Source organism: Baaleninema sp. (assembly GCF_049974805.1).
In the GTDB taxonomy this organism is placed as follows: Bacteria; Cyanobacteriota; Cyanobacteriia; order Cyanobacteriales; family Geitlerinemataceae; genus Baaleninema.
Map to the genome: position 1 here is coordinate 1 of NZ_JBNGCO010000230.1, position 2,106 is coordinate 2,106.

Sequence of the window (2,106 nt, forward strand, 5' to 3'; positions counted from 1 at the left end):
ACCTTTTTTATGCCGTTGTGACTTTAGCGTAAAACTTCATAGATAAGACTTTCCATACCAACATTTTACCACGCTTTCAGACAAGCGATCGATTTCTGTGACAATCTTCAAAACAAAAAAAAGATTCCCAGCCAGCACTGGGAATCCAAAAAGGTTAGAAAACAATATTACCCCTTCACACAAACCACCTGTTTGAGGGTTGCCACCACTTCCACCAAATCCGACTGTTGCGACATCACCTCGTCGATAGGTTTGTAAGCACCGGGAATCTCATCGAGAACCCCTTTATCTTTGCGGCATTCTACCCCTTGAGTTTGCTCGAGTAAATCGTCGAGCGAAAAGCGTTTTTTGGCTTGCGTTCTCGACATCAACCGCCCCGCCCCGTGAGAACAGCTACAATAGCTTTCCAGATTGCCTTTTCCCTTGACAATATAGGATTTCGTTCCCATCGAACCGGGGATAATTCCATAGTCTCCCTGTTGCGCTCTCACAGCACCTTTGCGCGTCACATACACCGACTCGCCAAAATGCACTTCTCGTTCGGCGTAATTGTGATGACAGTTCACTTCTAACAGCGGTTTCATGGGAGTTCCGCCGCACAGATGTTTCTCGACAATGCGTTTTAACCGCGCCATCATCACATCGCGATTGTACCGCGCATAATGCTGCGCCCACTGCAAATCGTGCCAGTAAGCGTCAAATTCCGGGGTTCCCATGACAAAATAGGCTAAATCGGGGTCTGCTAGTTTGGTATGCGCCAGTTTCGCCAGGTTTTTCGCCGTGTTGATGTGGCACTGCGCCAGACGGTTGCCGATATGTCGCGAACCGGAATGTAGCATCAGCCAGAGGTTTTCTTCGATATCCAAACAGACTTCGATGAAGTGGTTTCCGCCACCGAGAGAACCCATCTGTTTCATGGCTTTGTCGCTCAAATCCCGCACGCCTTTATGTAAGGCTTGAAATTCGCGCCATCCTTGCCAGTTGTTGACTGATTTTTCGATGTCTTTATTGGCGTTAAAGCCGACGGGAATCGCGGCTTCGATATCTTGGCGAATGGGTTTGAGTTTGCCCTCAATTTGGGCGGCAACAAATGGCGTTTTGACGGCGCACATTCCGCAGCCGATATCGACGCCAACAGCGGCGGGAATAATGGCGTCTTGGGTGGCTAACACTGAGCCGACGAGCGCCCCTTTTCCGAGGTGTACGTCTGGCATTAACGCAACGTGCTTGAACACGAAGGGTAAGGCGGCGACGTTTTTCGCCATTTGGATTTCTTGCGAGGCGAGGTCGCCTTTTGCCCAGGATAAAATGGGGTTGGGTGTTGATACTTTTAAGGGTTGGTAGGGCATGGTTTTTTAGGGAGTTTAACCTGTATTTTTTGGTATTTTTTGGCGTTTTTTTGGTATTATAAAATGGTTGAATTTTACCTTGATAAAAATATAAAACGGGTCTTCGGAGATTATGGTGTGATTTGTAAATTAGAATACAAAATTTGGGACGATCGGGTATTCAATATGCTTATCACCTCAAACTACGAAGACCCTATAAAACTCCCTATCTTCGATCTTAATGGCGATCGAAGATAGGGATAAGAATCACCAGGCAACAAGAGGATCGCGTTTTTTCGATCGTTGTACTACATTAATACTACAAGTTGGCGTTGTCAAGCTGGGGGGCGTTCTGGCGGGTTTTTGGGTTATGCTGCAGACGACGCTATGCACCTTGGTTGTTGGGTTCGACTCCGTTGCACCCAACCTACGGCGCTATCCGAGGAGTAAGGCCGCTTCGTCTAACTCCCGTACCGTAAACGACCAGGTGGTGGTGTTTCCGTTGGCGGTAATCGAGGCGGTGTAAGTTGCTCCCGGTTCTAGGGGATTCTGAGGCATTAAGACGATCGCATCGCGGGAATCGAGGATATTTCGCGCTAAATTCTGTGCGTTGGCGTCGGGGTTGGTGTAGTTGGTTTCGTCAAAAACGATGTGCGGCAGTTCGACGCCGTTTTGACTGAAGGAGGACGCGGTGACGTTCGGCGTTATGCTGCCAGACCCCAGTTTTGACACTCCCCGGTCTGAAGACACGGGGATTCTCATTTCTAGCCCACAGCAG

The 2,106-nt window shown here is 48.8% G+C and carries 2 protein-coding genes; both read right to left on the minus strand.

Features of this window, described 5'->3' with window-relative positions; translation table 11 throughout:
* Positions 1-167: 167 nt before the first annotated feature.
* Positions 168-1,349 carry an RtcB family protein gene (locus tag ACP5D4_RS21520; RefSeq protein WP_428013650.1) on the minus strand — a complete coding sequence of 394 codons (1,182 nt, stop codon included), beginning with the start codon at positions 1,347-1,349 and terminating at the stop codon, positions 168-170.
* Between the two features lie 414 nt (positions 1,350-1,763).
* Positions 1,764-2,106: Ig-like domain-containing protein (locus ACP5D4_RS21525; RefSeq protein ID WP_428013651.1), on the minus strand; the 343-nt coding region annotated here is incomplete at its 5' end.

Coding starts and splice junctions, on each gene's coding strand:
- ACP5D4_RS21520 (WP_428013650.1), bottom strand. CDS start 1,349: ATGCCCTACCAACCCTTAAAAGTATCAACACCCAACCCCATTTTATCC.